The sequence below is a fragment of the Roseateles sp. genome, assembly GCF_019237615.1.
Classification (GTDB): Bacteria; Pseudomonadota; Gammaproteobacteria; order Burkholderiales; family Burkholderiaceae_C; genus Pelomonas.
Genome location: NZ_JAFAGT010000069.1, coordinates 90076 through 115767 on the forward strand (window position 1 = coordinate 90076; position 25692 = coordinate 115767).

Here is a 25692-nt window from a genome sequence, read left to right on the forward strand (position 1 = left end):
GGCATGACTTTCCCCGCCAATCCGCGGCTAGACCGGCTGCAGCCCTACCCCTTCGAGCGCCTGCGCGAACTGACGGCCGGCATCACGCCGAATCCAGGGTTTGCCCCCATCTCGCTGGGCATAGGCGAGCCTCGCCACGCTGCACCGGCCCTCATCGCCGAGGCCATCAACGGCGCGATGAAGAGCCTGTCGGCCTATCCGGCCACGGCCGGCACGCCGAAGCTGCGCGAGGCCATCGCCGGCTGGATCTCGCGCCGCTACGGGCTGACGCTGGACCCGGCCACCCAGGTGCTGCCCGTCAACGGCTCGCGCGAAGCGCTGTTCGCCATCGCGCAGACGGTCGTCGACTCGACCCGCCCCGGCGCCACCGTCGTCTGCCCCAACCCTTTCTATCAAATCTACGAAGGCGCGGCGCTGCTGGCCGGCGCCGACGTGGCCTTCGCCAATTCCGACCCCGCGCGCAACTTCGCCGTCGACTGGCGCCAGATCCCCGACGCGACCTGGGCGCGCACGCAACTGCTCTACGTCTGTTCGCCCGGCAATCCCAGCGGCGCGGTGATGCCGCTGCCGGAATGGCAGGCCTTGTTCGAGCTGAGCGACCGCCACGGCTTCGTCATCGCATCGGACGAGTGCTACTCGGAGATCTATTTCCGCGACGAAGCGCCCCTGGGTGGCCTGGAGGCCGCGGCCAGGCTGGGCCGCAGCGACTTCCGCAACCTGATCGCCTTCACCTCGCTGTCCAAGCGCTCCAACGTGCCGGGCCTGCGCTCGGGCTTCGTGGCCGGCGACGCTGCGCTGCTGAAGAAGTTCCTGCTCTACCGCACCTACCATGGCAGCGCAATGAGCCCCATCGTGCAGGCAGCCAGCATCGCGGCCTGGGGCGACGAGGCCCATGTCGTCGAGAACCGGGCGCGCTACCGACGCAAGTTCGCCGACGTGACGCCGCTGCTGGCCGAAGTGCTGGACGTGGCGCTGCCCGACGCCGGCTTCTACCTGTGGGCCGCTGTTCCCGGTGGTAACGACATCGCCTTCGCCCAGGGCCTGCTCGCTCAATACAATCTGGCGGTCCTGCCGGGCAGCCTGCTGGCCCGCGAAGCCCATGGCCACAACCCCGGCGCCGGGCGCATCCGCCTGGCCCTGGTGGCCGACGAGGCCGAGTGCCTGGAAGCCGCCCGCCGCATTGTCTCTTTCACGAAATCCCGCCCATGAACACCGCTGAACTGCAAAGCCTGATCGACCTTGCCTGGGACAACCGCGCCTCCCTGGACCCCACCAACGCGCCGGAACTGCGCCAGGCCGTCGAGCACGTCATCGCCGAGCTGGACGCAGGCCGGCTGCGCGTGGCCACGCGCGAGGGCGTGGGCCAGTGGACGGTGCACCAGTGGATCAAGAAGGCCGTGCTGCTGTCCTTCCGCCTGAATGACAACCGCCTCATGGGTGACAAGGAACTGACCTTCTTCGACAAGGTGCCAACCAAGTTCGCCGGCATGAGCGAGGCCGAGCTGCGCGCCACCGGCGTGCGCGTGGTGCCGCCGGCCGTCGCGCGCCGCGGCAGCTTCCAGGCCAGGAACGTCGTGCTGATGCCCAGCTACGTGAACATCGGCGCCTATGTGGACGAGGGCGCCATGGTCGACACCTGGGCCACCGTCGGCTCCTGCGCGCAGATCGGCAAGAACGTGCACCTGTCCGGCGGCGTGGGCATTGGCGGCGTGCTGGAGCCGCTGCAGGCCAACCCGACCATCATCGAGGACAACTGCTTCATTGGCGCCCGCTCCGAGGTCGTCGAGGGCGTCATCGTCGAGGAGAACTCGGTCATCTCCATGGGCGTCTACATCGGCCAGAGCACGCCCATCTACGACCGCGCGACCGACACGGTCAGCTACGGCCGCATCCCGGCCGGCTCCGTCGTCATCTCGGGCTCGCTGCCCAAGGACGGCGGCCGCTACTCGCTGTACGCAGCCATCATCGTGAAGCGCGTGGACGCGCAGACGCGCTCCAAGACCAGCATCAACGAACTGCTGCGGGCCTGACATGAGCGGCCCTGGCGGTGGGAACATGGAGCGCATCCTGCGGCTGATGGCCGACAAGGGTGCTTCGGACTGCTATCTGTCGGCCAACATGCCGGTGCTGATCCGCATCAACGGGCAGACCGTGCAACTCTCCGACCAGCTCCTGACGCCGCCGCAGCCGCGCCAGCTCATCGCCGAGGTCATAGACCCCGGCTCGCTGGCCGAGCTGGACAACAGCGGCGAGCTGAACATGGCCGTGGGCGTGCGCGGCGTGGGCAGCTTCCGCCTGTCGGGCTTCCGCCAGCGCGGCTCCATCGCCGGCGTGTTCCGCCACATCCCGCATGAGATCCCGACGCTGGAGTCGCTGGGCCTGCCACCCGTGCTGGGCCAGATGATCAAGGAGAAGCGCGGCCTCATCCTGATGGTGGGCGCCACCGGCACCGGCAAGAGCACGACGCTCGCGGCCATGCTGGAGATGCGCAACCAGACCATGTCCGGGCACATCCTCACCATCGAGGACCCGATCGAGTACCTGTTCAGCAACAAGCGCTCGGTCGTCAACCAGCGCGAGATCGGCCGCGACACGGCCTCGCTGCAGATCGCGCTGAAGAACGCGCTGCGCCAGGCGCCGGACTGCATCCTGATCGGCGAGATCCGCGACCGCGAGACGATGACGGCGGCCATCAGCTATGCGCTGTCCGGCCATCTGGTGCTGGCCACGCTGCACGGCAACAACACCTACCACGCGCTGAACCGCATCCTGTCCTTCTACACGCCCGAGTCGCGCCCGGCGCTGCTGAACGACCTGGCGGCCGGCCTCAAGGCCATCGTGTCGCAGCGCCTGGTGCGGGCGACGGCCGGCGGCCGCGTGCCCGTCATCGAGATCCTGCTGAACACCAAGCTGACGTCCGAGCTCATCGAGCAAGGCGACTTCGCCGGCGTGAAGGAGGCGATGGAGAAGTCCATCGCCGAGGGCTCGCAGACCTACGAAGAGCATTTCGCCAAGCTCATCGGCGACGGCATCATCACCCGCGAGGAAGGCCTGGCCTTCGCCGACTCGCCCACCAACCTGCTGTGGCGCCTGCAGAACGAGGCGCCCGGCGCCCGTCTCACGACCGCGCCGCGCAAGGAGGAGAAGGCCTCAGACGAGGCCAGCTTCACCGAAATCACCCTGGACGTCCGCGCCACTTGAAGCTGATTGACTGCATCGAATCCCAAGCCGCCCGCCTCGCCCAGGCGGGCTTGTTTTTTGGCCATGGCACGACGAATGCCTTCGACGAGGCCATGTGGCTGGCGCTGTGGCGCATGGGCCTGCCGCTGGATGCCCTGGACGAGCACGAGGCGCGCGAGCTGAGCGCGGCGCAGGTCGCGTCCATCGCCGCACTGATCGACGAGCGCATCGCGACCCGCAAGCCGGCCGCCTACCTGACCGGCGAGGCCTGGCTGCAGGGCGTGCCGTTCACCATCGACGAGCGCGCCATCGTGCCGCGCAGCTTCATCGCCGAGCTGATAGTCGACGCCAGCATCGACCCTTGGCTGCACCCCGACAGCCGCCGCGTGCTGGACCTGTGCACCGGCAACGGCAGCCTGGCCGTGCTGGCCGCCATGGCCTGGCCGGAAGTAGAGGTCGATGCGCTCGACCTGAGCCCCGATGCGCTGGAGGTCGCCAGGCTCAACGTCGAGCGCCACGACCTGACAACTCGCATCCGCCTGCTGCAAGGCGACGGCCTGGCGGGCGCCCAGGGGCCCTACGACCTGATCCTCTGCAACCCGCCCTACGTGAACAGCGCCAGCATGGCTGCCCTGCCCGCCGAGTACCGCGCCGAACCCGAGCTGGCCCTGGCCGGCGGCACGGACGGCATGGACTTCATCCGCGAGCTGCTGCGCGCGGCTCCCGCCGCGCTGAACGACGACGGCGTACTGGTGCTGGAGATCGGCAACGAGCGCGAGCACTTCGAGGCGGCCTTCCCGCTGCTCGAGGTCGTGTGGATGGAGACCTCATCAGGCGCCGATCAGGTGCTGCTGGTGACGAAAGAAAACCTGCTGTGATCACCCTACGCGACATCACGCTGCGCCGCGGCGTCAAGGTGGTGCTGGACGGCGCGTCGGCGACGCTTCAGCCCGGCGAGAAGATCGGCCTGGTGGGCCGCAACGGGGCCGGCAAGTCCAGCCTGTTTGCGCTGCTGACGCACCGCCTCTCCAATGACAGGGGCGAGGTCGAGGTGCCCAGGCACTGGCGCCGCTCCGAGGTGGCCCAGAACATGCCTGAGACCGAGGACGGCGCGACCGACTTCGTGCTGCAGGGCGACCTGACGCTGGTGGCCGCGCGCATCGCGCTGGACGAGGCCGAGCAAGCCAATGACGGCCATGCGATGGCGGAGGCTCATGCGGCGCTGGCCGATGCCGGTGCGTTCGACGCCCGCTCGCGCGCGCAGGCGCTGCTGATGGGCCTGGGCTTCAGGACCGAGCAGCTCGACGCGCCCGTGAACAGCTTCTCCGGCGGCTGGCGCATGCGCCTGCAACTGGCACGCGCGCTGATGTGCCCGGCCGAGCTGATGCTGCTGGATGAGCCCACCAACCACCTGGATCTGGACGCCCTGGTGTGGCTGGAGGCCTGGCTGCAGCGTTACGGCGGCACGCTCATCATCATCAGCCACGACCGCGAGTTCCTCGACGCGATCACCAAGGTCACGCTGCATCTGGATGAAGGCAAGCTGGTGCGCTACGGCGGCAACTACACCAGCTTCGAGAGCCAGCGCGCAGAGCGCATGGTGCTGCAGCAGGCCGCGTTCGAGCGCCAGCAGGAGAAGGTCGCCCATCTGCAGAAGTTCATCGACCGCTTCAAGGCCAAGGCCAGCAAGGCCAAGCAGGCGCAGAGCCGCGTGAAGGCGCTGGAGCGCATGGAAAGGCTGGCGCCGGTGCTGGCGTCGGCCGACTTCAACTTCGAGTTCCGCGAGCCGCTGAATCTGCCCAACCCGATGTTGATGTTCGACGACCTGTCGGCGGGCTACCGCACCGAGGAAGGCGACAAGATCATCGTGCGCGGCGTGGACCGCTCCGTGCTGGCCGGCCAGCGCATCGGCATCCTCGGCGCCAACGGCCAGGGCAAGTCCACACTGGTCAAGACCATCGCACGCGCACAGGTGCCAATGGGCGGCAAGCTCACCGAGGGCAAGGGCCTGTCCATCGGCTACTTCGCCCAGCAGGAGCTGGACGTGCTGCGGCTGGACGAAGGGCCGCTGGAGCACATGGTGCGCCTGGCTCGCGACGTCGGCCCGCCGGGCCGCGAGCAGGAGCTGCGCGACTTCCTGGGCCAGTTCCGCTTCACGGGCGACATGGTCAACCAGCTGGTCGGCAGCCTGTCCGGCGGCGAGAAGGCGCGCCTGGTGCTGGCGATGCTGGTGTGGCAGCGCCCCAACCTGCTGCTGCTGGACGAGCCCACCAACCACCTGGACCTGAACACGCGCGAAGCGCTGTCGCTGGCGCTGAACGAGTTCGAGGGCACCGTCATGCTGGTCAGCCACGACCGCGCGCTGCTGCGCGAGGTCTGCGACGAGTTCTGGCTGGTGGCCGACGGCGTCGTCAAGCCCTTCGACGGCGACCTGGACGACTACCAGCGCTGGCTGCTGGACCAGAGCAAGGAAGCAGCCCGTGCTGCGAAGAAGCAGCCGGCCGCCGCTCCTGCACCCGTCGTGGCAGCGCCGCCCCCGGCGTCACGCGAGGACCGCAAGGCCTCCGGCCAGGCACGTGCCAAGCTGGCCGAGCAGACCCGGCCACTGCGCAAGGAGATGGAAGCGATCGACAAGCGCCTGCATACGCTGGCGCAGGAGCGCGCCGAGATCGAGGCCCAGCTTGCCGAAGGCGCCGCCGCGTCGGCCATCGCCGAGATGGGCAAGCGGCTGAAGGCGATTGCCGACCAGCTCGAAGCCGACGAGATGCGCTGGCTGGAGCTGGGCGAGCAGATCGAGGCGATGTCGGCCTAGAGCGCCAGCACCGCTGCCAGCGCCAGCGCGCCCGGCAGTGCCTGCACATACAGGATCTTCCTGGACGCCGTGGCCGCGCCGAACAGGCCGGCCACGATCACGCACCCCAGGAAGAACAGCAGCCAGGGCCGGCCTGCGCCAGCAGCGCCCTGCATCAGCCCCCACGCCAGGCCGGCCACCAGAAAGCCGTTGTAGAGGCCCTGGTTGGCCGCCAACGCCTTGCTCTGCTCGGCGAAGGCCTGGTCCAGCCCGAAGGCCTTGCGGCCGGCCGGCTTGGTCCAGAAGAACATCTCCAGCACCAGGAAGTACAGGTGCAGCAGCGCCACCAGCGCGGCCAGCACGACGGCCAGGGTTTGCATCGCCTCACTCCTCATTGCATGTTCGGGGTGGCGCATCCTCTCAGATAGACCTAGCGTCCGATGTCGCGCAAAAGACCATTTAAGTTGTACGCAATTTAATTGCCAACTACATTTGCAGCCATGGCACGCAGCAAGCTCCCCACCCTGGCCGACCATCCCCGCGAGGAATGGCTGCGGCTGGACCGTCAGCTCTGCTTTGCGCTGTACAGCAGCTCGTTGGCCATGACCCGGATCTACAAGCCCCTGCTCGCGCCGCTGGGCCTGACCTATCCGCAATACCTGGTCATGCTGGTGCTGTGGGAGGCCGACGGCCTGAGCGTGTCCCGGCTGGGCCAACGCCTGTCGCTGGACTCGGGCACGCTGACGCCGCTGCTCAAGCGCCTGGAGGCGCTGGGCCACATCGAGCGCCGCCGTGCCAGCGACGACGAGCGCCGCGTCGACATCTTCCTGACGCCCCGGGGCCGCAAGCTGCGCGAGCCGGCCCTGGACATCCCCGGACAGCTCGCATGCGCCAGCGCCTGCGAGCTGGACGAGGTCATCGCGCTGACTCAGCGGTTGCACCAGCTGCGCCAGCAACTCAACCGGGCCGCCGACACGGCGGCCTGAATCCCACCACCCCAAAGGAGCCCACCATGGCCATCGAGAAAGCCCTCTACACCGCCACCGCCACCGCCACCGGTGGCCGCACCGGCACCGCCAAGTCGTCCGACGGCGCCATCGACCTGACGCTCGCCACGCCCAAGGAACTGGGCGGCGCCGGTGGTCCCGGCACCAACCCCGAGCAGCTGTTCGCAGCCGGCTATTCCGCCTGCTTCATCGGCGCGATGAAGGCCGTCGCCGGCAGGCAGAAGATCGCGCTGCCCGCCGAGGTCTCCATCACCAGTGACGTCGCCATCGGCCCGCACGCCAACAAGCCCGGCGCCTTCGGCATCCAGGTCGACATGAAGATCTCGGTGCCCGGCATGGACCGCGCCCAGCTCGAGGCGCTGGTCAAGACGGCCCACGAGGTCTGCCCCTACTCGAACGCCACGCGCGGCAACGTCGACGTCTCGCTGACCATCGTCTGATGGCCGGGCCGGCTCAGCCGGCCAGCAGGGCCAGGATCATCTCGATCCTGGCCTTGACCGGGCTCAGCGCTCCAGCGCTGGGCAGCAGGCCGGGCAGGTCCATGACCGGTCCGGCGTCGCAGCGCGTGCTGCGCCAGACCTTCACGCCGCCAGCCTGCGCCTCGCTCAGCGCTGCCTCCAGCGCAGCGCTGAGCGTGCCGTTGCCGGTGCCGGCGGCGATCAATCCCTCCACGCCCCGGGCCCGCAGCGCCTGCACGACGGCGCCGCTGGCGCCGGCATGGTTCATGACGATCTCAACGCGCGGCCAGCGCTCGGCCGGCCGCGAGATGCGTGCCAGGCCCAGCGCCTCGCCCTGCGGCCAGCGCCCGACCAGCCGCACGACGCCCTCCTCCACGCGCGCGACCAGCGCGCCGTCCACGGACTCGAACGCGTCGACACGGTAGCTGTGCGTCTTGCGCACCTGGACCGCGTCATGCACCCGGCCGGCAAGCGCGACAAGCACGCCCGCCGCCCCCGGCGCCGCGGCCACCTGCACCGCATCGAACAGGTTCTGCGGCCCATCCGGCGCCAAGGCAGTGGCCGGTCGCATCGCCGCCGTCAGCACGACGGGCTTGGCCGGCGCGAGCACGCGCTGCAGGAAATATGCGGTCTCCTCCAGCGTGTCCGTGCCATGCGTGATGACGACACCGCCCACCTCAGCGCGGGCAAGTTGCGCCTGCACGGCGGTCGCAAGGCGCTGCCAGGTCACGAAGTCCATGTCCTTGCTGTCCAGCTGGGCGACCTGCTGCGCCTCCAGCGGACGGCCGGCCAAGGCTGGCACGGCGGCCAGCAGGTCCGCCACGCTCAGCTGCGCGGCCGTGTAGCCCACGCCATCGCTGGCCGTTTGGGCCGTACCGGCGATCGTGCCGCCGGTGCCCAGAATGACGATCAGATCCGCGGGAATTTGCAATCTCCTGGTTTCCTGGATGAAAATACAGCTGCTGGACAAATTGCCAGCCTATTGAAAAGGCCGCACGTGCAAGACCGACCCAAGCTTACCGCCCGCCAGCAGCAGATCTTCGATCTGGTCCGCAACGCGATCGAAAGCACCGGCGCGCCGCCCACCCGCGCCGAGATCGCCGCCGAGCTGGGATTCAAGTCCGCCAATGCCGCCGAGGAGCATCTGCAGGCGCTGGCCCGCAAGGGCATGCTGGAGCTCGTGGGCGGCACCTCGCGCGGCATCCGCCTCAAGTCCGACGCGCTGAGCGCCGTCAACCGCGCCCGCCAGTTCAGCCTGCCCCTCCCCGCCCTGGCGCAGCTGACGCTGCCGCTGATCGGCCGCGTCGCCGCCGGCGCGCCCATCCTGGCTCAGGAGCATGTCGAGCAGACCTACAGCGTCGAACCCAGCCTGTTCGCGAAGAGGCCCGACTACCTGCTCAAGGTCAAGGGCATGAGCATGAAGGACATCGGCATCCTCGACGGCGACCTGCTCGCCGTGCAGTCCGCCAAGGAAGCGCGCAACGGCCAGATCGTCGTCGCCCGTGTCGGCGACGAGGTCACCGTGAAGCGCTTTCAGCGCAGCCCCGAAGGCATACGGCTGCTGCCCGAGAACCCCGATTTCGAGCCCATCATCGTCAACGAGGGCAGCGAGCCCTTCAGCATCGAAGGCCTGGCGGTAGGCCTGATCCGCGGGCAAGGGTTCAACTGACCCCGGCCCGGTCACGCCCACAGCCGCAGTTCGACGGCAAAGCCCGGCACCTCCGGCCGCGGCTCGGGCAGGTGCAGGCTGCCGCCATGGGCCTGAGCCACCAGCGACGCCAGGCGCAGCCCCAGCCCCAGACCGGGGCCGACATCGCCCTCGGCCAGCGCCCGGCACACTTCGGCCCAACGCGTCGGCGTGATGCCGCGCCCATCGTCCTCGACGCGGATGACAGCACCGCGCCCCTGTTGCGCCGCGAACAGGCGCACCTGCCGCGCCTCGAAGCGTGACGCGTTGTCCAGCAGGTTCAGCAGCGCGATCGTCAGCAGGTTGGGGTCGGCATCGAAGTTCGCGTCGGCCTCCACCGTGACCTGCAGGCCGTGCAGCGGGATCTCCGGCACCAGCTCGTGCAACGAGCAAGGGCGCAGCGTCAGGCGCTGCGCCTCACCCGCGCGGAACAGCGCCAGCAGCGACTGCACGACCTGCGTCAACCGCGTCAACGCGCCGCGCACGCGCGCCAGGCGCTGCGGCAGGTTGGCCGGTGGCTCGCGCAGCGCGAGCGCAAGCTGCGCATCCATGCCCGCCAGCGGCGTGCGCAGCGAGTGCGCGGCGCAGGCGGCAAAGGCCTGCTCCAGCTCGATGCGCCGCCCCAGTCGCCGGCCCAGTGCGATCACGGCCTGAGAGATCGCCGCCGTCTCGGCGCGCTGCCCCGGGTCGGGCTCGGTCGCCGGCCGTTGCGGGTCATAGGCCTCGATCTGCCGGGCCAGGTGCTCGAGCGGGTGCATGGCGCGATCGACACGCCGGCGCAGCAGCACCACCCAGGCCAGGCCGACCGTCAGCGCCGCAAGCAGCACGGTGCCGATGGCCTCATAGTGCGACTGGACGCGCGCGCGCCCCACCTGGGCGACATAGAGCGTGCGTCCCTGCGGCGACAGCCGCATTCCGTGCACGCGCCATTGCCCCGCCGCATCGAACAGGCCCACGGCGGAGCGCGTGCTCAGCGCCGCGGCCGGCGCCTTGTGCGAACGCCGCTCGACGCGGCCCTGGGCGTCGACGATCTGCCAGACCATGCGCTCGTCGTGCGCCGGCGCCGGCAGCACCTCGGGCAGGGCCAGCGTCTCGCCGTGCGTCAGCTGGGCAGCCGTCAGCACGCCGAACATGACCTCGGATGCCTCGCGCAGCGTCTCGTCCATCAGGTCGTCGATCTCGTGCTTGACGGCCCAGGACACCGTCAGCGCGAGCAGCAGCAGCCAGCCCATGCCGATCAAGGTGGCCAGTCGCGTGAGCTCGCCCCGCAGCGTGGGCAGGCCCACGGATGCAGTCTCCGGCCTGCGCCCTGCCCCGCCAAGCAAGAGCGCACCTGCTTGCGGGCGACCCGGCGCGGCGCTCACCTCGGCACCCGGTAGCCGAGGCCGCGCACGGTCTCGATGACGCCGCGCCCCAGCTTGCGGCGCAGGTTGGACACGTGGACCTCCAGCACGTTGCTGGCCGCGTCGCCGTCGAAGCCCTGTGACAGGCTCTCCAGGTCGGTGCGCGACACGACCCGGCCGGCGCGCGACGCCAGCGCCTCCAGCAAGGCCCATTCGCGGGCCGTCAGCTCGACCGGGTCCTCGCCCCGCCACACCGAGCGCCCCGGCAGGTCGACGCTGACGCCGTCCGGCAGCGCGAGCCGCGGAATGCCCTGCGAGAGCTGGCGGCGCCGGACGGCGCGCAGCCGTGCGACGAGCTCCTCGGGCGGGAAAGGCTTGACGAGGTAATCGTCGGCGCCGCTGTCCAGCCCCTCAATGCGGTCGGGCAGCAGGTCGCGCGCGGTCAGCACGAGGATGGGCAATGTCCGGCGGCGCTCGCGCAGCCGGCGCACCCAGTCGACGCCCGAGCCGTCCGGCAGCTGCCAGTCGACCAGCAGCGCATCGAAGGGCTCGTCGACGACGGCCTGCGCATCGCGCAGCTGCCGGAACCACTCGACCACATGGCCGTCCAGCCGCAGGAAGGCGCTCAAGGCCTCGCCGAGCGTGTCGTCATCTTCGAGCAGTAGCAGGCGCATGGGTGGACAGTATCCCGTCAGTCGTGTGCGAGGTCCCAGATCAGGTGCGCGTCGACGAGCAACCGCGCCTCCCAGCGCAGCGCCTCGGCCTGGGCCTCCAGCGCCGCCATGCCGCTCTGCGCCGCCTGACGCCGCGCCTGCAGCAGCGTCTGCAGGTCGGCCTCGCCGAGGGCGTAGGCGCGCTGCGTGAGGCCGGCGTTCCCGGCCGCCAGCGCAGCAGTGTCGCGGGCCAGGCGCCAGCGTTCCAGGCTGCCGTTCGCATCGGCCCAGGCCTGGGCCGCCTCCAGCTCCAGACCGCGGCGCACCTCGTCGAGCGCGGCCTGCGCCGCATCGACCTCGCGCTCGAACTGCAGCGCCCGCTGCGTGCGCTGCGCGCCGCCTATCGGCAGCGTCAGGCTCAGGCCCAGCAGGCGCTCGTTGCCGCGCGCCTCGCGCGCCGCGAAGACGCCGACGACCGGATCCGGCACCCGGTCGGCGCGCGAGCGCGCGGCCACAAGGCGGGCGCGATCCAGCTCGGCTCGCGCCGACTTCAACGGGTCGGCCTCGTCGAGCAGACGCTGCAGCCAGGCGGCCTGCGGCAGCGCCGGCTCGCGCGGTTCGGGCAGCACGAGCCCGACCGGCACCTCGGCGCCGAAGCGCAACTGCGCCGCCGCATGCGCCTTGACGACGGCCGTCGCCGCGAGGCTGGCCTCACGCTGCACGTCGCCGAGTTCGGCCTGGGCCAGTTGCAGGTCCAGCGTCGACGCGTCCCCGGCGCGCCGCCGCTTCGCGACGGCGTCGACGTTGGCGCGTGCCAGCGCCAGCTGGGCATCGGCCCAGCCGCGGCGCTGCCGGGCCGCGAGCTCGGCGATCCACAGTTCGGCCAGCGCGCGCGCCGACTCGTGCCGCGCCTCGCCGACGCGGGCCTGCGCGAGCTCGCGCTCGACCTCGCCGAGCCGGCGGTCCAGGCCGGCCTTGCCGTTGACCCGCAACGACCGCTCCAGCTGCGTCAGCCATTCGCGCGAGGCCGGCCCTCCGTCCTGGTAGCGGCGCTGCTGACCCTGCAGGCGCAGCGTCCATTCGTGGCCGCCAGCGGCGAGCGCCTCGGCGCCATGCCCGGCCGCCGCCGCCGCATGGCGCGCCCGCACGACGCCCGGGTCGGCCTCTATCCATGCCGCGGCCTGGGCCGACGTCGGCAGCGCCGGCGACAGCTCCAGGTCCTGCGCGGCGGCGCCCAGCGCGGCGCACAGGACCACGGCGCAAAGCCAGCTCGGCCTCATTGGAATTCCCCCTGCCGCTCGACCGACGTGACCCAGTAGCGCACGCCGGCCTGGGCCAGTTGGCGCGCCAGTTCGCCGAGCAGCGCATCGAGCCGGCCCGCAGCCACAAACACCTGCACGAGGCTGGCTTCGCTGTGGCCGCTGACCTGCTCGGCCGCGCTCAGACGGCCATGGGCGAAGCCATGCGCATGCGCCTGCAGGCTCGTGAATACGCCGGCCTCGCCGAGCGCGAGCAGCGCGTCCAGCACGCGCTCCTCGGCAGCCCGCGGGCATACGAGATGAAGGCAACGGTCAGCCATGCGAAATCTCCGGAGTCGCCAGCCCGGCGGGCTGGGGCCGCCCGAAGCGCAGGTAGAGCACGGGCAGCAGGATGAGGGTGAGAGCCGTGGCCGTGATGAGGCCACCAATGACGACGATGGCCAGCGGCCGCTGGATCTCGGAGCCAGGCCCGGTCGCGAACAGCAGCGGGACCAGGCCGAAGGCCGTGATCGAGGCCGTCATCAGCACCGGCCGCAGCCGGCGCAGGCAGCCCTGCACGACGCAGTCGCGCAGCGCCAGGCCCTCGCCGTGCAGCTGGTTGAAATAGCTGACCAGCACGACGCCGTTGAGCACCGCGATACCCAGCAGCGCGATGAAACCCACCGACGCTGGCACCGACAGATACTCGCCCGTCACCCACAGGCCGACGATGCCGCCCACCAGCGCGAACGGGATGTTGGACAGCACCAACAGCGACTGGCGCACCGAGCCGAAGGTCGAGAACAGGATCACGAAGATGATGCCCAGCGCCAACGGTACGACGAGGCCGAGGCGCGCGGCCGCGCGCTGCTGGTTCTCGAACTGCCCGCCCCAGCTGAGGTGATAGCCGGTCGGCAGCGCCACCTGCTCGGCCACCTTGCGCCTGGCTTCGTCGACGAAGCCCACGAGGTCGCGGCCGTCGACGTTGGCGATGACGACGCCGTAGCGGCTGCCCAGCTCGCGGTTGATCTGCACCGGGCCCGTGTCGCGCTGCAGCGTGGCCACCGAAGACAGTGGGACCGCGTGGCCCTCGGGGGTGGCGATGCGCAGCGCCGCGAACTCGGCCGGCGACAACCGCATCAGCTCCGGCCCGCGCAGCACGATGGGCGTGCGCCGCACGCCCTCGACGAGCTGGCCGGCACGCTGGCCCTCGATCTGCGCACGCAACGCGTCCTGCACGTCCTCGACGCTCAGGCCCTGCTGGCCGGCCGCGAGCCGATCGACGACAACGCGCAGGTACTGCACGCCGTCGTTCTGCACCGTGTAGACGTCCTGGCTGCCGGCCACGGTCTTCAAGACGGCCTCGATGCGCGCGGCCAGCTGGTTCAGCGTGCCGAGGTCGGGGCCAAAAACCTTGACCGCGAGGTCGCCGCGCACGCCGAGGATCATCTCGGAGACACGCATGTCGATGGGCTGCGTGAAGCTGTACCTGATGCCGGGCATCTGCTCGAGCACCTGGCGGATGCGGGCGATCAGCGCCTCCTTGTCGGCCAGACGCCATTCCTCCCGCGGCCTGAGCACGAGGAAGGTGTCGGTCTGGTTCAGGCCCATCGGATCCAGGCCGATCTCGTCGGCACCGGCGCGCGCCACCATGCCGTGGATCTCCGGGACCTGCGCCAGCAGTGCCTGCTGGATCTTCAGGTCCAGCGCGGCCGCCTCCTCCAGGCCGATGGACGGCAGCTTCTCGATGCCGACGATGAGATCGCCCTCGTCCATCGTCGGCAGGAAGGTCTTGCCGACGCGCAGGTAGACGCCGGCCGCCCCCACCAGCAGCAGCGCGGCCGCGGCGTAGACCAGCATCTCGCGCCTGAGCGCGCCGGCCAGCAAGGGCTCGTAGCCGCGCAGCAGCCGGCGCACCAGCCAGGGGTCCTCGTGCGAGACCCGCTGCAGCAGGAACGACGCGACGACCGGGATCACCGTCAGCGACAGTGCGAGCGAACCCGCCAGCGCGAAGACGATGGTCATCGCGACCGGCACGAAGAACTTGCCCTCAAGGTTCTGCAACGTCAGCAGCGGCAGGAAGACGGTGACGATGATGAGCACGCCGGCCACCACCGGCGCGGCCACCTCGCGCACCGCGCGCAGCACGACATGCAGGCGCGGCAGGCGCCCGCCCGTTCGGTCGTGGCCCAGCTGCTGCACGACGTTCTCGACGACGACGACGGCCGCGTCCACAAGCATGCCCAGCGCGATGGCCAACCCACCCAGGCTCATCAGGTTGGCCGACATGCCGGCCAGCCGCATGGCGATGAAGGTCCACAGCGCGGCCAGCGGCAGCACCAGGGCCACCGTGACGGCGGCGCGCAGGTTGCCGAGGAAGGCGCCGAGAAGGATCAGCACCAGCACCGTCGCCTCCAGCAAGGCCCGGGAGACGGTGCCAACCGCCTTCTCGACGAGCTGGGCCCGGTTGTAGAAGGCCTTGACCGTCACGCCCGCGGGCAGCGTCGGCTGCAGCTCGGCGAGCTTGGCGGTGACGCCTTCTACGACCTGGCGCGCGTTCGCGCCCGCCAGGCCCAGCACCAGGCCCTCGACGGCCTCGGCCCGGCCGTCCTGCGTGACGACGCCGTAGCGCGTCACGCTGCCCATGCGCACCTCGGCCACGTCGGCCACACGCACCGGCGCACTGCCGCGGCGCGTGACGACGACGGCGCGGATGTCGTCGGCCGAGCGCAGGCTGCCCTCGGTGCGCACCAGCAGCACCTCGTCGCCCTCGCCGAGGCGGCCGGCGCCGTCGTTGCGGTTGTTCTGCTCGATGGCCAGGCGCAACGCTGCCGTCGACAGCCCCAGCGCCGCCAGCCGCGCAGGGTCTGGCACGACCTCGAAGGCACGCACCTTGCCGCCCAGCGCGTTGACGTCCGCCACGCCGGGCACGGTTCGCAGCGCCGGCCGGATGACCCAGTCCAGAAGGCTGCGACGCTCCTCCAGCGACAGGGCCGGCGCCTCGACGGTGAATTGGTACATCTCGCCCAGCGGCGTCGTGATCGGCGCCATGCCGCCGGCCAGGCCCGGCGGCAGCTCGCCCTGGATGCCGGCCAGACGCTCCGCGACCTGCTGGCGGGCCCAATAGATGTCGGTGCCGTCCTCGAAGTCGACCGTCACGTCGACGATGCCGTACTTGGACACCGAACGCAGCATCTTCTGCCGCGGGATGCCCAGCATCTCGACCTCGATGGGCGCGGCAATCCGGTTCTCGACCTCCTCGGGCGTCATGCCGGGCGCCTTCAGGATCACCTTGACCTGGGTGCTCGACACGTCAGGGAAGGCGTCGATCGGCAGGTTGCGAAAGGCGTGCCAGCCGAAGCCTGCCAGCAGGGCGGCACCCAGCAGCACGAAGAGCCGCTGCGACAGCGCGAACCGGACCAGGTGCGTCAGCATCATTCGCCCCCGCCCAGGCCCAGCCAGGCCGACTTCAGCGCCGCGACGGCGGCGACCGCCACCTCCTGCCCGGCGCTCAGCCCGCCTGGCGCGCCCTGCACCTGGGCCTGCGTGCCGGCGCTGGCGACGACGCTGACCGGCGTCGCGACGAAACCGCGCGCGCTGCGCACGAACACGTAGGCGCGGCCTTCGTGATGTGTCAACGCCCGCAGCGGCAGCGCCCAGCCGCCACTCGGCGCCGGCGGCACCTGCACCTGCACGACCTCGCCTGGCCGCAGCCGCTCGGCGCCGCGCGTGACGCGGGCGCGCAGCGTCAGCGTCTGGCCCTCACCGACGAGGGTGCCCAGCGACTGGGCCACCGCCGTCGCGTCGCGCCCGACGACCGGCACTGCCTGGCCGGGTTGCACGCTGGCGCCGGCCGGCACCTGCGCCTCCAGCCAGACCTCACGCGGGTCGGCGATGCGCGCCAGCGTGTCGGCCTCGCGCACGCGCTGGCCCAGCCGCACGTCCAAGGACGCGACCCAGCCACCGCTGCGCGCACGCACGACGAGGCCGTCGTCGAGCCGGCCGCCGGCCGCGATGCGCCCCAGGCCGGCCGCATCCGCGCCGGCCAGGCGCAGCGCAGCCTCAGCCTGGCGCAGCGCGGCGTCCGCCCCCTGCAGCGCGGCCTGCGCCTCCTGCACGCGACGCTCGGGGATGATGCCTTCGGCGAACAGCTGGCGCTCGCGTTCCAGCGTCTGGCGCGCGAGCCGCGCCCGCGCCCCCGCCTCCATGCCGCGCAGCTGCAGCTCACCATAGGCCGGGCTTGCCAGGCGCAGCAATGGCTGCCCGGCCTTGACCGGGTCCTGCGGATTCACGAACAGCCGCTCGACGACGCCGTCCACCGGCGCGCTGACGAGCATGTCGAGCTGGGGCGGCAGCACGACCCGTGCCGGCGCGGCCAGGCCCGCCACGGCGGCCGGCGCATCGAGCCTGCGCAGGCCGACGCCGAGGGCCTGCATCTGCGCGGGCGACATGGCGAATTCGGCCGTCGGCGTGGCGGCGAGAGCAGGCAGGCCGACGCCGAACAAGGCAGCGGCCAGAGCTGACGCCAGGCGGCGTCTGCAGAGACTGAGGGACATGGGTTCACTCCGGTGCAGCCGCCCGTGGCGGGCGACGCCGGCGCAGTATTCGCACAGACCTTAAGCCGGGCTGAAGCGGGCGACATACGCCCTTGCGTCGCCGTCGATCGGCCGGCGCCGGGCGTTCATCATTGCCCTGAAGACGCCGGCCGTCTCATCAACCCGGACGGCGCTCCTCCCCAACATCGGCTCCGATCCGTTCTTCGGGGCGATCGGCTCGCCTTGCGCTTCTCCGGCTTTCGGGAGGCCTGTCGGGCTCATGCCCCCACGGGGGTGTTGCCGGCGCTGTTGGCCCCGCCGGCCTCGATCGAGTCACACGGCCTGCCGCATCGACTTTCACAACTAGTTGACAAATAGCCACGCTCGACCACCCGTTCCCGGGGGGACCCGGCTCCAGGAGCATGACAGACTGGCGTCACTTCTGCAGCTGTTGGCAGAGTCGTAAGGTCAGCGATGTGGTGGCGCCGAATATCGGGGATTGCCGACACGCCGAGTTCCGATCCCGGTCCCTCGGTCGAGATGCGGCGCTGCTCCGCCGGGGTGCGAGTGGTCACCGCCCTGATGTGCAGCGCGCTGATCATCAATAGCGAAGCACATATTGCCTCGACCTCGGCCTATGTGATGCTGGCCTACAACGCCTGGGCCGGCTGGCTGCTGTGGAGCGAGGCACGCGAACGGCCGCTGGTATCGAGCCTGCTGGCCTACTGGGTCGACGTTGTCTGGGCCTGCGCGATGATGAAGCTGTTCAGCATCGGCGTGATGACGATGATGTTCGTGACCCTGATCCATCCGGTCGTGCTGACAACGATCGGCTACGGCGTCGGCCATGGCGTGCTGCTCTCTGCCGTCGCTGCCGCCGGCATGCTGCTGGACGCCAACTCGGTCCTGCTGCAGCTGCCCGGTCCGAACCGCTGGGGTGGCCTCATCGACCTGGCGGTGCTGCTGTTGATGCCGGCGGCCGCGTTGCTGGCCCGGCCGATGCGCGTGCTGCACCGCTGGCTGGCGCTGATCGGCGAACTCGAGACCCGGCTTGATCCGCGGCGTGGCCTGGAACCTATCTGCACCGAGCTGGTCGAACGCCTGCGCGGTGGCACCCAGGCCGATGTGGTCGCACTGGTACTGCCCAGCAAGGTCGGTGCGCCGGCCATGATCGCCAGCCGCGAGGATGGCGGCTTCCGTGCCAAGGCTCTGGCACATGCCCAGCTGGAGCAACTGCTGGCGCCGGCCCTGCAGACCCCTCTCAGCTACGTGCAGCGTCGCTGGTGGGACCCGCGGCCCTGCCTGCGCCTGCATGGCAAGGGAACTCCGCCGCGTACGCTGCTGGAGCCGCTGGGCGAGCTGGCGCGGCTGCTCGATGTGCGCAGCCTGCATGTGGTGCCACTGAGCCGCTACGAGCGCCAGTACGGCCATTTCGTGATCGGCTACCGTGGCCTGCGCAGCGCCGACCAGGACCTGTCGGCGCTGGCCGGGGCCGCCCCGGAGCTGTTGCGCATCATCGAGCAGGCCGCGCTGGTTGACCAGCTGCAGGAGGAGAGCGCCAGCCATGAGCGCGCCCGCATAGGGCGAGACCTGCACGACAGCGCCATCCAGCCCTATCTGGGCCTGAAGTACGCGGTGGAGTGCGTAGCACTGCGCATTCCGGCAGACAACCCGGCACGCACCGAGGTCGACGCGTTGGCCGAGCTGGTGAACGCCGAGGTTGCCTCGCTGCGCGAGCTGATCTCCGGCCTGCGAACCGGCGGGCAGCATGGCGACAACGCCCTGGTGCCTGCCGTGCGCCGCCAGGCCCGCCGCTTCGCGCTACTGTTCGGCATCGAGGTCGACATCGATTGCCCGGAGGCCCTGGCGACCACGCGGGCCCTGGCCGGCGCACTGTTCCACATGCTCAACGAGGCGCTCAACAACATCCGCAAGCACACGCCGGCGCGCCATGTCTGGATCGCCCTGCGCAGCGATGAGAGCGGGCTGGACCTGCGGGTACGCGACGACGCCGGCAGCGTCAGCGGCCGGGCGCGGGCCGACTTTCATCCGCATTCACTCAACCAGCGCGTCGGCGAACTCGGCGGCTCGCTGCAAATCCGACTGCACGACGGACTGAATACCGAACTCGCCATCCGAATTCCGCTTTGACGGCAACTTCCGGGAGCCATCATGACCTTCTGCGACATCAGGCAACCCGCCACCGATAGCCGTGCGATCAACGTCTTCCTGGCCGAGGACCACCAGATCACGCTCTGGGGCCTGCATCAGCTGATCGACGCGATGCAGCCACGCATGCAGGTGGTCGGTTGCGCCAGCACGCTGGCCGAGCTGCTCGCTCATGCGGAGCTGCCGGGAGCCGACGTGCTGCTGCTCGACCTGGACCTCGGCGGCGAGGATGCCGGCGCGGCGCTGAGCACGCTGCGCCAGCGCGGCAACGCCCATGTGCTGGTGCTGACCGGGGCCGACAACATCGAGCAGTACCGCGACGCCGTGCTGAAGGGCGCGCGCGGCGTGGTGCACAAGTCCGCGCCGGCGGCCACCATCCTGCGCGCGATCGAGCGGGTCAGCGAGGGCGAGGTCTGGCTGCACCGCGTCCTGCTGGGCGAGGTGCTGGGCCAGTTGACCGACAGCGGGCCGGTCTCGGCCGCACGCTGCGAGGATCCCGATGCACGTCGCATCGCCGGCCTGACGCCGCGCGAGCGCGAGATCGTTGCCATCCTGCTGCAGCGCTCCGGCGCCAAGCTGCTGTCTGTGGCCGACGAAGTGCGGATGAGCGAACACACGCTGCGCAATCACCTGACCACCATCTACAGCAAGCTGGGCGTGCGCGGCCGCCTGGAGTTGCATGTCTATGCCACTGCCCACGGCCTGGCCGGGCCGTTGCCCGGCACGCGCGGGGGGGGAGAAAACTCCTAAACCATCGCGCGCCGCCTCCCTGGCGACGCGCGCCCGCACGGCGGAGCATCGGGGCCAGTCCCTCTTGAGGACCTCGCCATGCCCAGCCTCGGTGCCAGCCTCCATTCGCCAGTCTCCTGGCCCTGCCGGCCTGCACCCGTTTGGTGCCTGACCCTGGCGCTGCTCGCGATAGACGGCCTCTGGATCGCCGGACAGGGCTGGCGTCTGGCCGTCGGCGATCTGCTGCTGCTCGCGCTCGCCCTCTGCGCGCTGCAGTTGCCGCTGCTGCTGCGGCGCTACCGGCGCGATGCCCGCATCGCCGGCACACTGCGGGCTGCCTGCCTGCTGCTGCTGTTCCAGGCCGGCGCAGCCTGCATGAGCTATCTGCTGATCGCCTTGGCGCCGCCGCTGGTCGACGGCGTGCTAGCGGGCTGGGATCACCTGCTGGGCCTCGACTGGCCGGCGCTGCAGCGCGCCCAGGCCAGGCTGCCGGAAACCGCCCAGGTGCTCCTGCGCTGCGCCTACAACAGCGGCCTGCCACAGATCCTGCTGGTGCTGCTTTACCTCGGCCTCAGCGGACGCGCCACGCGGCTGCAGGACTTCCTGCTGCGCTATGGCGTCGCCACGATGCTGGTCATCCTGCTGTCCGCGCCCTTCCCGGCAGCCGGCGCCTGGAAGCACTTCGGCACCGGGAACGGGTCCGATCTGGCCGCACTGGCGCATTTCGAGGCCTTGCGCGATGGCAGCCTTCGCGAGCTGGCGCTGAGCCGCATGCAGGGCCTGATCTCCATGCCCTCGCTGCATGCCGCCATGGCGGTGCTGCTGGCCCATGCGCTGCGTGGCACGCCGCTGCGCTGGCCCGGCCTGGTGCTGAACCTGCTGATGCTGGCCGCGACCCCGGTGGAAGGCGGCCACTACCTTGTCGATGTGCTGGCCGGCGTCGCGCTCGCACTGGCCGTCGTGGCCTGGCGGTTGCCACGCCAATCCTAGGAGCTCTCGCATGTCGCTCACGACTCGCCCCACCCTGGACGCCCCGGCCGAAGGCCGCCTCACCGAATGGCTGCTGCGCAGCTTCGCGCTGCTGGCGCTGGGCTTCATGATCGCGCGCTGGGGCTACGCATGGCTACGGGAACCGCAGCGCAGCACGCTGTTGCTGCTGCTCGTTTCCGAGGGCTACACGCTGCTGCTGGTGCTGCTGGCACGGCGCGCGGCACAGCGCGACCTGTCGCTGCCGGCGGTGGTTTCCACCATCTACGCCGCCGGCTTCGCCGTGCTGCTGGCCCCCGACCAGACCCAGGCCCTGGCACCCGAATGGCTGGGCGCGACGCTGCAGCTGTGCGGGCTGCTATGGCAGCTCGCGGCCAAGATCGCGCTGGGGCGCTCCTTCGGCCTGCTGCCGGCGCGGCGCGGCCTGGTACTGCGCGGCCCCTACCGGGTGGTCCGACATCCGATCTATCTCGGCTATCTGATCGGCCATTTCGGCTTCCTGCTGGTCAACTTCTCGTGGCGCAACGCCGCGGTGCTGGCCCTGCTCTATGTGGCCCAGGTGGTGCGCATGCGGCGCGAGGAGGCGATGCTGTGTGCCGGACTGCCGGAGTACCGCGCCTATCAACGCCGCGTGCCCTACCGGCTGCTGCCGTTCGTCTACTAAGACTGGCGCCGGCCGGGAGGATTCTCCCCCCTCGCGCCGGCCCTTCCTCCCATTCGCGCCGCACTTGCCTTGCCTAGCATCGACTCATGGTCGCCCCGCAAGCCACAGTTCCGCAGGCAGCCGCCCCGCAGGCAGCTGTCGCTCCCTTCGGCGTGCTGCTGGTCGACGACCAACTGGCGGTGCGCGAGGGCCTGGCCAAGCTGATCGCCTGCGCACCGCTGCAGCTGTGCTGCCTCGGCACCGCGGCCAACAGCGCGCAGGCGATGCACGCGGTCCGCAGCCTGCGGCCCGACGTGGTGGTGCTGGACGTGGACCTCGGCGGCGAGGACGGGCTGGCCATGCTGCCGCTGCTGCTGCCGCTGGCCCGCGTGCTGGTGCTGACCTGCCACGGCGACCCGGCCACGCGCGAGCGTGCGCTGCGACTGGGTGCGCAGGCCTTCATCGAGAAGCACCGCCCTGCCGCCGAGCTGTTGGATGCCATGGTGCGTCTCGGTCGGATGAGGGGGGAGGAATGTCCCGCCGGGCAAGGGTCAAGCTCCTCCCGGGACATGGAGCCATCCTCAGCTGCGCGACCACTGCGCCGTTCCTAAAGTGAACCCCATGGAACAGCAACGCACTCCCCAACACCGTCGGCCGCTACTGGTCGACGAGTCTGCGGTCACCGCGATCGAGTACGGCCTGCTGGCTGCCCTGATCGGGCTGGCCATCCTGGGGGCCATCACAGTGGCCGGCACCTCGCTGGTGGCGCTCTACCAGTACTGGTCGGCGGCCGTGGTCGCCGCCCTTTGAAACCGAGGAACCGAGGAACCGAGCATGACGCGTATTGCCGACCGGCGTCTCCCGAACGGGTCGACAGGGTCCGGATCCAACCCCGATGGATTCTTCACCGGCGCGGTCCAGCGCCTTGTCACTCAGCCAATGAAGGAAATCATCATGCAACACCTCCACCGCTTCGTGCAGAAGTTCGGCCGCGACGAAGAGGCCGTCACCGCCATCGAGTACGGCCTGATCGCGGCACTGATCGCCGTCTTCATCATTGGCTCGGTCACCATCGTCGGCTCCAAGCTGGCTGCGGTGTTCACGGCCATTTCGACGGCGCTGGCCGGAGCACTCTGAGCCAGCCTGGGGCGTCCGGCCGGCAACGGCCGCGCTCCGCCCCGCCTGCTCACCCGATTCGCTGCCCCTTCACAAGAACAAACATCGATACGCAGCTCCGACACCCATCCCCTTCGCGCTACCGAGAGGTCCATCATGCAAGTCGTCCGCCAGCTTCGCCACATCGCCCCCGATGAGACAGCCGTCACCGCGATCGAGTACGGCCTGATCGCGGCGCTGATCGCCGTCTTCATCATTGCCTCGGTCACCATCGTCGGCTCCAAGCTCGACGCGGTGTTCACCGCCATCTCCACGGCCATCGCGGCCGCACTCTGAGCGGCCCGCCGCCATGAACCTGCGCGCCCTCTCCCTGACGCTGCTGGCACTGTGGTTGGCCGGCGCGGCGATGAGCGACCTGCGCTCGCGTCGTATCGCCAACCGTTGGCTGCTGGCCGGCACCGGCGTGGCACTTGCCCTGCATCTGCTGGCCATGGCGGGCAACGCCCGGCCACTGGCGGGTCATGGCTGGTCGGCGCCACTGGTCGGTGCTGCGCTGGGCCTGCTGCTGCTGCTGCCGCTCTACCTGTTGGGCGCAATGGGCGCGGCCGACATCAAGCTGATGACGATGGTGGGCGCCTTCGTGGGCCCGCTCGGCGTGGCCACTGCAGTGCTCTACAGCCTGCTGGCCGGCGGCTTGCTCTCACTGCTCTATCTGAACACCGCCGGCGTGCTGCCGCGCCTGCTGGCCAACCTGCGCACCCTGCACCGGGCCGGTCCGGACGGTGCCACGCCACTGAGCCGCAGCGCCTCCCGCCTGCCTTACGCGGTGGCGATCGCGCTGGGCAGCGCTGCCGCCTTGCTGTGGCCGCTGGGGCGCTGAACGGGAGCCAATGATGAGTCTGCTCAGCTTTCCCAGCGCCGCCGCCCCGCACCACGCCAGATCGCCATGGGCGGACCTGCCACGCGCGCCGCAAAGCATCGAGGAGACCGGCCTGTCCAGCGGCTTCCTGATCGAGCTGGTGGCCAAGACCATGCTGCAGTTGGGTCTGAGCCGCCTGGTCGAACTGGGCGGCCAGCTCTGCCTGTCAGGCAGCGTGGTCGAGGTCCTGTGCCAGTTCATGCGGCGCGAGGGCCTGCTGGAGCTGACGCGCCGCGGCCAGCATGAGGCCGACATGCAGTTCGAGCTGACGCTGGCCGGCCGCGCGCGCGCGCTCGAATGGTTGGCCCGCAATTCCTATGTCGGCGCCGCGCCGGTGCCGCTGCAGCTCTATGCAGAGCGGGTACGCGCACAGTCGGCCCAGGCCCGCGTCATCACCCTGCGCCAGGCCCGCCGGGCCTATGCCGACCTCGTGCTGGCCGACGGCCTGCTCGATCAATTGGGCACCGCGCTGAACTCCGGCCGGCCGCTGCTGCTGTACGGACCGGCCGGTGCCGGAAAGACCTATCTGGCGCAGAGCCTGCGGCGCCTGCTCGGCGGCACGGTCGGGATCCCGCACGCGATCTGCGTGCACGACGAGGTGATCCGCGTCTTCGATGCGCAGTGCCATCGTCCCCTGCCCGCCGAGCTGGCACCGCGCGCTGCGCTGGACAACCGCGCCCGTCCCGACATGCGCTGGGTGCCGTGCGAACGGCCAGTGATCGTCTCCGGTGGCGAGCTGACCATCGAAATGCTGGACCTCAGCTTCGACGGGCGCGCCGGCTACTACGAGGCGCCGCCGCACTTCAAGGCCAACAATGGCCTGTTCATCGTCGACGATCTGGGCCGCCAGGCGGTCACGCCGCGCGCGCTGATGAACCGCTGGATCGTGCCGATGGAACGCCACCACGACCATCTGATGCTGCGCAACGGCGCCAAGTTCACCATCCCCTTCGAGATGGTGCTGGTGTTCTCCTCGAACCTGCAGCCACGCGAGCTGGAGGACGCCGCCTTCCTGCGCCGCCTGGGTCACAAGATCGAGATCGGCCCGCTGGCCGCCGCCGACTATGCGCTGGTGTTCGAGCGGGCCTGCGCCGACGAGGGGCTGCCCTTCGACGCGGCGGTTCTGGCCTACCTGCTGGACGGGCTGCATCCGCGTCATCGCCGGCCGCTGCTGGCCTGCTATCCGCGCGACTTGCTGCGCCTGATCGCCAGCCGCGCGCGCTACCTGGAATTGCCCGCCACGCTCTCGACCGAGTTGCTGGACTGGGCCTGGTCCACCTACTTTGGCAACGAGGCCCTGATCGAGGCAGCCTCGTCAACCGGGAGTCCGTCATGAGATCACGTGGCTTGCTGATGCTCCTAATCGCCGCGCTGGCCGGCTTGGCCGCGGTCGTGATGGCCGCCCGCTGGATGCAGGGTCAGAGCGGCAATCAGGGCCGCATCGCGGTGGCCAATGTCGACATTGAACTCGGCGGCCGCATCTCCCGCGAGATGGTCCGGATGACCGACTGGCCGCAGGACAGCGTTCCGGCCGGCGCCTTCGAAGATCCGGCCAAGCTGGAGGGCCGCGTCGTGCTCGTCTCCATGCAGCGCGGCGAGCCGCTGACCGAGGCGCGGCTGGCGCCCGTCGGCACCAAGGGCGGACTGTCCGCGGTGGTGCCCACCGGCAAGCGCGCGATGGCGGTGCGGGTCAACGACGTGGTCGGCGTCGCCGGCTTCGCGCTGCCCGGCACCTATGTCGACGTGATGGTCAACACGCAGGACGAGAACGCCGCCCGCGGCGACCGCGACCACTCCATCTCCAAGATCGTGCTCGAGCGCATCCTGGTGCTGGCCGTCGCGCAGGAGGCGGACCGCGACACCACGCGACCCAAGGTCGTCAACGCGGTCACGCTGGAGGTCACGCCCGACGAGGCCGAGCTGCTGGACCTGGCGCGCAGCGTCGGCACGCTGTCCCTGGTGCTGCGCAACCAGACCGACCCCAAGACCGTCACCGCAGGCACCGGCGCCACCAAGGCCGCGTTGCTGGGCCTGCAGGCACGCCTGGAGTCGCCCCTCGCCCCGGCCCCGACGCCGGCCCCACGCCCCGTCGCGGTCCGCCGTGTCGCGCCCGTTGCGATACCGGTCGCCACGGTCGCGCGCAGCGGCTGCGTCGAGCTGATCCGCGGCCTCGACAAGGTCACGGAGTGCTTCTGAGCACGCCACCCCCAGGGAGAACGTCCATGACCACGACCCCG

The 25692-nt window shown here is 70.4% G+C and carries 27 protein-coding genes; 19 read left to right on the forward strand and 8 right to left on the reverse strand.

Annotated features, from left to right (window positions below):
- Positions 1–3: 3 nt before the first annotated feature.
- From dapC to JOY88_RS14220, 5 genes are read left to right on the forward strand one after another with little or no spacing between them, the layout of a single operon-like run.
- The gene (dapC, locus tag JOY88_RS14200; RefSeq protein ID WP_293503282.1) at positions 4–1209 is read left to right on the forward strand and encodes a succinyldiaminopimelate transaminase; all 1206 of its coding nucleotides are present in this window, start codon (positions 4–6) and stop codon (positions 1207–1209) included.
- Positions 1206–2030 (forward strand): 2,3,4,5-tetrahydropyridine-2,6-dicarboxylate N-succinyltransferase, encoded by an 825-nt coding sequence (gene dapD / locus JOY88_RS14205; protein ID WP_293503283.1) that lies wholly within the window; start codon positions 1206–1208, stop codon positions 2028–2030. Before dapC ends, dapD begins: the two co-directional genes overlap by 4 nt.
- 25 nt (positions 2031–2055) lie before the next feature.
- Complete coding sequence (locus JOY88_RS14210) at positions 2056–3201, forward strand: PilT/PilU family type 4a pilus ATPase (protein WP_293503284.1); 1146 nt, start codon at positions 2056–2058, stop codon at positions 3199–3201.
- A complete protein-coding gene (prmB, locus tag JOY88_RS14215; protein WP_293503285.1) occupies positions 3198–4058 on the forward strand; it encodes a 50S ribosomal protein L3 N(5)-glutamine methyltransferase in 861 nt (286 codons plus the stop codon). The genes JOY88_RS14210 and prmB overlap by 4 nt, the downstream gene beginning before the upstream one ends.
- Entirely contained in the window at positions 4055–5992 is a 1938-nt protein-coding gene (locus JOY88_RS14220) for an ATP-binding cassette domain-containing protein (protein WP_293503286.1), read from the forward strand. Before prmB ends, JOY88_RS14220 begins: the two co-directional genes overlap by 4 nt.
- Here the strand turns inward: JOY88_RS14220 and JOY88_RS14225 are convergent.
- A complete protein-coding gene (locus JOY88_RS14225; RefSeq protein WP_293503287.1) occupies positions 5989–6351 on the reverse strand; it encodes a DUF1304 domain-containing protein in 363 nt (120 codons plus the stop codon). The genes JOY88_RS14220 and JOY88_RS14225 overlap by 4 nt on opposite strands.
- Positions 6352–6471: 120 nt before the next feature.
- Between JOY88_RS14225 and JOY88_RS14230 the strand changes: the two genes are divergently transcribed.
- A complete protein-coding gene (locus JOY88_RS14230) occupies positions 6472–6957 on the forward strand; it encodes a MarR family winged helix-turn-helix transcriptional regulator (RefSeq protein ID WP_293503288.1) in 486 nt (161 codons plus the stop codon).
- 26 nt (positions 6958–6983) lie between these two features.
- Positions 6984–7418, forward strand: a complete 435-nt coding sequence (locus JOY88_RS14235) for an organic hydroperoxide resistance protein (RefSeq protein WP_293503289.1) — start codon at positions 6984–6986, stop codon at positions 7416–7418.
- Between the two features lie 13 nt (positions 7419–7431).
- Here JOY88_RS14235 and JOY88_RS14240 read toward each other — a convergent pair whose 3' ends face one another.
- Positions 7432–8367 (reverse strand): asparaginase, encoded by a 936-nt coding sequence (locus JOY88_RS14240; RefSeq protein ID WP_293503290.1) that lies wholly within the window; start codon positions 8365–8367, stop codon positions 7432–7434.
- A 66-nt stretch (positions 8368–8433) separates the two neighbouring features.
- Here JOY88_RS14240 and lexA point away from each other — a divergent pair, with 66 nt between their 5' ends.
- Positions 8434–9105 carry a transcriptional repressor LexA gene (lexA, locus tag JOY88_RS14245; RefSeq protein ID WP_293503291.1) on the forward strand — a complete coding sequence of 224 codons (672 nt, stop codon included), beginning with the start codon at positions 8434–8436 and terminating at the stop codon, positions 9103–9105.
- Between the two features lie 11 nt (positions 9106–9116).
- On the opposite strand, the gene JOY88_RS14250 is transcribed toward lexA, so the two are convergent.
- The 6 genes from JOY88_RS14250 to JOY88_RS14275 form a co-directional block, all read right to left on the reverse strand.
- On the reverse strand, positions 9117–10409 hold the full coding sequence (locus tag JOY88_RS14250) for a sensor histidine kinase (RefSeq protein WP_293503292.1): 1293 nt from the start codon (positions 10407–10409) through the stop codon (positions 9117–9119).
- A gap of 74 nt (positions 10410–10483) precedes the next feature.
- Positions 10484–11140 carry a response regulator transcription factor gene (locus JOY88_RS14255; RefSeq protein WP_293503293.1) on the reverse strand — a complete coding sequence of 219 codons (657 nt, stop codon included), beginning with the start codon at positions 11138–11140 and terminating at the stop codon, positions 10484–10486.
- A 17-nt stretch (positions 11141–11157) separates the two neighbouring features.
- Positions 11158–12399 carry a TolC family protein gene (locus JOY88_RS14260; RefSeq protein ID WP_293503294.1) on the reverse strand — a complete coding sequence of 414 codons (1242 nt, stop codon included), beginning with the start codon at positions 12397–12399 and terminating at the stop codon, positions 11158–11160.
- On the reverse strand, positions 12396–12698 hold the full coding sequence (locus JOY88_RS14265; RefSeq protein WP_293503295.1) for a DUF3240 family protein: 303 nt from the start codon (positions 12696–12698) through the stop codon (positions 12396–12398). Before JOY88_RS14265 ends, JOY88_RS14260 begins: the two co-directional genes overlap by 4 nt.
- On the reverse strand, positions 12691–15792 hold the full coding sequence (locus JOY88_RS14270; protein ID WP_293503323.1) for an efflux RND transporter permease subunit: 3102 nt from the start codon (positions 15790–15792) through the stop codon (positions 12691–12693). The genes JOY88_RS14265 and JOY88_RS14270 overlap by 8 nt, the downstream gene beginning before the upstream one ends.
- On the reverse strand, positions 15792–16913 hold the full coding sequence (locus JOY88_RS14275; protein WP_293503296.1) for an efflux RND transporter periplasmic adaptor subunit: 1122 nt from the start codon (positions 16911–16913) through the stop codon (positions 15792–15794). Before JOY88_RS14275 ends, JOY88_RS14270 begins: the two co-directional genes overlap by 1 nt.
- Positions 16914–17459: 546 nt before the next feature.
- Between JOY88_RS14275 and JOY88_RS14280 the strand changes: the two genes are divergently transcribed.
- The 11 genes from JOY88_RS14280 to cpaB all read left to right on the forward strand — a co-directional run bounded on the left by JOY88_RS14280 (position 17460) and on the right by cpaB (position 25651).
- A complete protein-coding gene (locus JOY88_RS14280) occupies positions 17460–19043 on the forward strand; it encodes a sensor histidine kinase (protein WP_293503297.1) in 1584 nt (527 codons plus the stop codon).
- Positions 19044–19064: 21 nt separating this feature from the next.
- Positions 19065–19811, forward strand: a complete 747-nt coding sequence (locus JOY88_RS14285; protein ID WP_293503298.1) for a response regulator — start codon at positions 19065–19067, stop codon at positions 19809–19811.
- A gap of 78 nt (positions 19812–19889) precedes the next feature.
- Complete coding sequence (locus JOY88_RS14290; protein ID WP_293503299.1) at positions 19890–20780, forward strand: phosphatase PAP2 family protein; 891 nt, start codon at positions 19890–19892, stop codon at positions 20778–20780.
- 10 nt (positions 20781–20790) lie between these two features.
- Positions 20791–21441, forward strand: coding sequence for a methyltransferase family protein (locus JOY88_RS14295; protein WP_293503300.1), 651 nt, complete (start codon positions 20791–20793; stop codon positions 21439–21441).
- Between the two features lie 86 nt (positions 21442–21527).
- Positions 21528–22031, forward strand: coding sequence for a response regulator (locus JOY88_RS14300; RefSeq protein WP_293503301.1), 504 nt, complete (start codon positions 21528–21530; stop codon positions 22029–22031).
- Between the two features lie 10 nt (positions 22032–22041).
- A complete protein-coding gene (locus tag JOY88_RS14305; RefSeq protein WP_293503302.1) occupies positions 22042–22230 on the forward strand; it encodes a Flp family type IVb pilin in 189 nt (62 codons plus the stop codon).
- Between the two features lie 144 nt (positions 22231–22374).
- Positions 22375–22557, forward strand: coding sequence for a Flp family type IVb pilin (locus JOY88_RS14310; RefSeq protein WP_293503303.1), 183 nt, complete (start codon positions 22375–22377; stop codon positions 22555–22557).
- A 135-nt stretch (positions 22558–22692) separates the two neighbouring features.
- Positions 22693–22872 (forward strand): Flp family type IVb pilin, encoded by a 180-nt coding sequence (locus tag JOY88_RS14315; RefSeq protein WP_293503304.1) that lies wholly within the window; start codon positions 22693–22695, stop codon positions 22870–22872.
- A gap of 13 nt (positions 22873–22885) precedes the next feature.
- The gene (locus tag JOY88_RS14320; protein WP_293503305.1) at positions 22886–23416 is read left to right on the forward strand and encodes a prepilin peptidase; all 531 of its coding nucleotides are present in this window, start codon (positions 22886–22888) and stop codon (positions 23414–23416) included.
- 13 nt (positions 23417–23429) lie between these two features.
- Complete coding sequence (locus JOY88_RS14325) at positions 23430–24791, forward strand: DUF8689 domain-containing protein (protein WP_293503306.1); 1362 nt, start codon at positions 23430–23432, stop codon at positions 24789–24791.
- A complete protein-coding gene (cpaB, locus tag JOY88_RS14330; protein WP_524539222.1) occupies positions 24788–25651 on the forward strand; it encodes a Flp pilus assembly protein CpaB in 864 nt (287 codons plus the stop codon). Before JOY88_RS14325 ends, cpaB begins: the two co-directional genes overlap by 4 nt.
- Positions 25652–25692: the final 41 nt, after the last annotated feature.

Coding starts and splice junctions, on each gene's coding strand:
- dapC (WP_293503282.1), top strand. CDS start 4: ATGACTTTCCCCGCCAATCCGCGGCTAGACCGGCTGCAGCCCTACCCC.
- dapD (WP_293503283.1), top strand. CDS start 1,206: ATGAACACCGCTGAACTGCAAAGCCTGATCGACCTTGCCTGGGACAAC.
- JOY88_RS14210 (WP_293503284.1), top strand. CDS start 2,056: ATGGAGCGCATCCTGCGGCTGATGGCCGACAAGGGTGCTTCGGACTGC.
- JOY88_RS14225 (WP_293503287.1), bottom strand. CDS start 6,351: ATGCAAACCCTGGCCGTCGTGCTGGCCGCGCTGGTGGCGCTGCTGCAC.
- JOY88_RS14230 (WP_293503288.1), top strand. CDS start 6,472: ATGGCACGCAGCAAGCTCCCCACCCTGGCCGACCATCCCCGCGAGGAA.
- JOY88_RS14235 (WP_293503289.1), top strand. CDS start 6,984: ATGGCCATCGAGAAAGCCCTCTACACCGCCACCGCCACCGCCACCGGT.
- JOY88_RS14255 (WP_293503293.1), bottom strand. CDS start 11,140: ATGCGCCTGCTACTGCTCGAAGATGACGACACGCTCGGCGAGGCCTTG.
- JOY88_RS14260 (WP_293503294.1), bottom strand. CDS start 12,399: ATGAGGCCGAGCTGGCTTTGCGCCGTGGTCCTGTGCGCCGCGCTGGGC.
- JOY88_RS14265 (WP_293503295.1), bottom strand. CDS start 12,698: ATGGCTGACCGTTGCCTTCATCTCGTATGCCCGCGGGCTGCCGAGGAG.
- JOY88_RS14270 (WP_293503323.1), bottom strand. CDS start 15,792: ATGCTGACGCACCTGGTCCGGTTCGCGCTGTCGCAGCGGCTCTTCGTG.
- JOY88_RS14275 (WP_293503296.1), bottom strand. CDS start 16,913: ATGTCCCTCAGTCTCTGCAGACGCCGCCTGGCGTCAGCTCTGGCCGCT.
- JOY88_RS14285 (WP_293503298.1), top strand. CDS start 19,065: ATGACCTTCTGCGACATCAGGCAACCCGCCACCGATAGCCGTGCGATC.
- JOY88_RS14290 (WP_293503299.1), top strand. CDS start 19,890: ATGCCCAGCCTCGGTGCCAGCCTCCATTCGCCAGTCTCCTGGCCCTGC.
- JOY88_RS14295 (WP_293503300.1), top strand. CDS start 20,791: ATGTCGCTCACGACTCGCCCCACCCTGGACGCCCCGGCCGAAGGCCGC.
- JOY88_RS14300 (WP_293503301.1), top strand. CDS start 21,528: ATGGTCGCCCCGCAAGCCACAGTTCCGCAGGCAGCCGCCCCGCAGGCA.
- JOY88_RS14305 (WP_293503302.1), top strand. CDS start 22,042: ATGGAACAGCAACGCACTCCCCAACACCGTCGGCCGCTACTGGTCGAC.
- JOY88_RS14310 (WP_293503303.1), top strand. CDS start 22,375: ATGCAACACCTCCACCGCTTCGTGCAGAAGTTCGGCCGCGACGAAGAG.
- JOY88_RS14315 (WP_293503304.1), top strand. CDS start 22,693: ATGCAAGTCGTCCGCCAGCTTCGCCACATCGCCCCCGATGAGACAGCC.
- JOY88_RS14320 (WP_293503305.1), top strand. CDS start 22,886: ATGAACCTGCGCGCCCTCTCCCTGACGCTGCTGGCACTGTGGTTGGCC.
- JOY88_RS14325 (WP_293503306.1), top strand. CDS start 23,430: ATGAGTCTGCTCAGCTTTCCCAGCGCCGCCGCCCCGCACCACGCCAGA.
- cpaB (WP_524539222.1), top strand. CDS start 24,788: ATGAGATCACGTGGCTTGCTGATGCTCCTAATCGCCGCGCTGGCCGGC.